This is a genomic window from Thermanaeromonas sp., assembly GCF_021890735.1.
Lineage (GTDB): Bacteria > Bacillota > DSM-521 > Neomoorellales > Neomoorellaceae > Thermanaeromonas.
The window spans coordinates 1-3,273 of record NZ_JAKKUR010000128.1 but is presented as its reverse complement, the minus strand read 5'-3'; the positions used below and the strand labels follow the sequence as shown (position 1 = coordinate 3,273).

Sequence of the window (3,273 nt, the reverse complement as noted above, 5' to 3'; positions counted from 1 at the left end):
AAAATCTAAGAGAGCAGGAGATTTAACGAGCTAGAAGCAAAATTATTGAGATAGGGGAGGTAAGGTGGAATGGACATTTTGAGCAAGTATCGCATGCTAATGATGCTGTTGAGCGCTGTAGGACAAATACACGGGCGAAAGAAATTACAGAAAATGGTATACCTTCTTCAGGAGGCCGGGTGCCCATTTAAGGAAGAGTTCAATTATCACTTGTACGGCCCTTATTCGGAAGAACTGGCTATTAAAGTCGATGAAATGAAATTCCTGGGTTTATTAGAGGAAAGGATAGAGGCGACTACTTCAGGATACAAGCAGTATATATATTCGTTATCTGACTTAGGAAGACAATATTTGGCGGCAACCCCTAAAAATACCTTTAGGATACCACCCTACTTCGAACAATTTGCTAAGGAACTAGCGCGTTATGATGCTCGTACCTTAGAATTGATGGCTACCCTGAGATTTCTCAGGAAAATGAATTATTCAGATTCAGAAGCCTCCGAGTATGTAAAGATACTTAAGCCGGAACAGGAATATAAGGACGATGAGATCAGGAATGCCTTGGATTTCTTAAATAAGCTTTCGGGTACCCGGACTCCAGAAAGAGCTTAGTTTCAGGTAGAAGGCGAGAAATGCCATAAGTGTTGGTATGTCCTGGCAAAATATGAGTGGCTTTTCCCGGTGGTATTGGCTTAAGGTGCTAGGGTTGTTGACCCTGGCCTTAACGATTAGTGTTGCAACTTCCCGGCCTCTATGGCTTCCTTGGGTGGCTCGGTGGCTGGCAACAGGTGACAAAGTTTTAGAGCAGACAGATGTGATCATAGTGCTCTCAGGCGAGCAAGGCGAGAGGGTGGAGACCGCAGTAAAGCTTTACAAGCAAGGATTCGCCCCGCGACTGCTTATGACCGGCGGGCCGGTGGAGTGGAATGTGCCCGCAGCAGAGATCATGGCCTGGCAGGCCGAATCCCTAGGCGTGCCGCCGCAGGATATTGTCTTGGAAAGGCGGGCTAGCAGCACCTATGAGAATGCTGTCTACACCCTAGAGATATTGAAAGAAAAAGGCTGGCGCTCGGCTATTGTGGTTACTTCACCTTATCACCTCCGGCGCACGAGGTTTATCTTCGAGAAGGTTTTTGCGGGCAGCAACATTCGCTTGAGCTTCTATGGGGCGGAGGACGCTTGGCTCGTGCCGGAGGAATGGTGGCACGATGATAAGGGTATAGAGGTGGTAGGTATAGAGTATTTGAAGCTTTTGTGGTACTTTGTACGCTATGGGTTTTCCCCGGGAAATTAAAGGGGCCATCTTAAAACCTTCCCTTTTAGCCCTAGAAAGGGGTTGATTCGTTGTAGAAGGGTTTTTGCAGCTTTCTTCCTAGAAATGTGGAACACTTCTACACCGTTGAAAGGAGAGCAGGCGTATCATGGAGGTACCAACGATTAACGGTAGCTACAATAACGAGGAAGAAATAGATCTAAAAGAATTACTCTACACCTTGTGGAACCATCGCCGTTCGATCATTGCTATCACCTTGCTCGCCGTTTTGGTTTCTATAGCGATAAGTTTTATCTTACCACCGGCTTACCGTGTGGAGGCCCTGATAGAACTGGACAAAACAGATGCCCAATCTTTAAAACCTAACGAAGGAAAGGAAATACTGGAAAGCAGAGTACTCCTTACACGGGCCCTGGAACAACTTTCTTTGGATCTCGATCCTCTCAGTTTCAAGCAACGCGCAGATATAATAAAGGATACCGGCTATATCAAGTTTTCGTTAGAGGGCAGGGACCCCGGGCAGGTAAAGCTTGTGGCCGAGAAGGTGGTAAACCTTTTCTTAGAAGAGCGGAATAAAGTTTATAGGGAACGCCGGGCGCCTCTGGAAGAAAACTTAAGGAAGCTGGAAAGCGACCTCGAACAATATCAAGCTACCCGAGGCAAGATCGCGCAGATTATCTCGACCCTGGAGAATTCTTCTTTAAGCGATGTGGAAAAGAAGCTTTACGCACTGCAACTAGCCCAGTTGAGCAGCGCACAAGCCCAAGAAAAGGTAGGTTTGATAGCTCAGTATCTTTCCCTCCAGGAAAAATTAGCCGCCCTGCACCCGGCTAGAGTGGTCGATTCTGTAAGCGAGCCGTTAAAGGTGAAACCCAGGCTGGCGCTCAATACTGCCGTATCCCTGGTCCTCGGCCTTATGGTAGGTATCTTTGCAGCCCTAGTAAGAAATTGGTGGACTTATTCTAAACAGGCAACAAATGCCCGGCCGCAGGAATAACCCAAGACCCCAGGTTTAAATATTACTTTATGGTCAAATGGTTGAATAAGCGGGGCATCTGCAATGGGGCGCAATGTGAGGCGGTCCCGCGGGTCAACCTCTTACTGGTAATCACCTTTATTACTTCCGGTTCCTTGTAGTATACTTTGCTTAAAGTAAGATTTATAATCGGAGGTAAGTTTCTGTGTATAAAGTTACCATTTCGGAAAAAGGACAGATTTATATTCCTGTTGCTTTGCGCAGGCGGTATGGGTTGAAAAAAGGAGATAAATTAGTCCTCGAAGAGATAGAGGGAGCCATAGTTCTACGCCCTTTGCCGCGACACCCTTTGCTGGCCCTTAGAGGTAGATTAAAAGGGGAAGAAGAGGAAAAACTGACAGATCTTCTCCTTAAGGAACGTGCCGCGGACAGGGAGAGGGAGTAAACTTGGGGCGCAAAAAATTTGTTTTGGACAGCTACGCTATTCTCGCACTAAACAAAGGCGAACGGGCGGCTGAAGAAGTTGTGCGAGCCATTATGGAGGAGGAACGTTGACGGCTATGCCGGTTACAGGGAGCTTACGCATGTCACCCTGGTGGGCTGCTGGGCTCATGCCTGACGCGCTAAAACTAAACAGAAGAATAGGAGAAGCTGGACATGGCTATAGACCACGACGCCATATTTAAAGAGCTCATCACCAACTTCTTTAAAGAATTCATGGAGCTCTTCTTCCCCGAAGCCCACGCCCTAATCGATTACTCCGAACTGACCTTCTTATCCCAAGAGATCAACACCGACATCACCGCCGGAGAAAAACACTACGTAGATATACTGGCCAGTGTTAAAATAAAGGGAGAAGAAGGCTACGTCCTTATCCACGTAGAGCCCCAGGCTTATAGAGAGGCAGACTTTGCCCGGCGCATGTTCATATACTTTAGTCGGCTTTACGAAAAACATCAGAAGAAGGTATTGCCTATAGCCGTATTCTCCTACGACAGCAAAGTAGAAGAGCCGGACAAATACG

At 47.1% G+C, this 3,273-nt stretch carries 6 protein-coding genes; all 6 read left to right on the top strand.

What is annotated here, in order from left to right; genetic code table 11:
- Positions 1–69: 69 nt before the first annotated feature.
- Entirely contained in the window at positions 70–612 is a 543-nt protein-coding gene (locus L5656_RS11065) for a YwgA family protein (RefSeq protein WP_297202924.1), read from the top strand.
- Positions 613–697: 85 nt separating this feature from the next.
- Positions 698–1,294 carry a YdcF family protein gene (locus L5656_RS11060; protein ID WP_297202922.1) on the top strand — a complete coding sequence of 199 codons (597 nt, stop codon included), beginning with the start codon at positions 698–700 and terminating at the stop codon, positions 1,292–1,294.
- A gap of 127 nt (positions 1,295–1,421) precedes the next feature.
- Positions 1,422–2,270 (top strand): Wzz/FepE/Etk N-terminal domain-containing protein, encoded by an 849-nt coding sequence (locus L5656_RS11055; protein ID WP_297202920.1) that lies wholly within the window; start codon positions 1,422–1,424, stop codon positions 2,268–2,270.
- A 184-nt stretch (positions 2,271–2,454) separates the two neighbouring features.
- Complete coding sequence (locus tag L5656_RS11050) at positions 2,455–2,694, top strand: AbrB/MazE/SpoVT family DNA-binding domain-containing protein (RefSeq protein WP_297202918.1); 240 nt, start codon at positions 2,455–2,457, stop codon at positions 2,692–2,694.
- 78 nt (positions 2,695–2,772) lie between these two features.
- Complete coding sequence (locus L5656_RS11485) at positions 2,773–2,868, top strand: IS66 family transposase (RefSeq protein ID WP_366018314.1); 96 nt, start codon at positions 2,773–2,775, stop codon at positions 2,866–2,868.
- A 38-nt stretch (positions 2,869–2,906) separates the two neighbouring features.
- Positions 2,907–3,273, top strand: a 367-nt coding sequence (locus tag L5656_RS11040) for an Rpn family recombination-promoting nuclease/putative transposase (protein ID WP_297202914.1), incomplete at its 3' end; no start/stop codon positions are given.

Coding starts and splice junctions, on each gene's coding strand:
- L5656_RS11055 (WP_297202920.1), top strand. CDS start 1,422: ATGGAGGTACCAACGATTAACGGTAGCTACAATAACGAGGAAGAAATA.
- L5656_RS11065 (WP_297202924.1), top strand. CDS start 70: ATGGACATTTTGAGCAAGTATCGCATGCTAATGATGCTGTTGAGCGCT.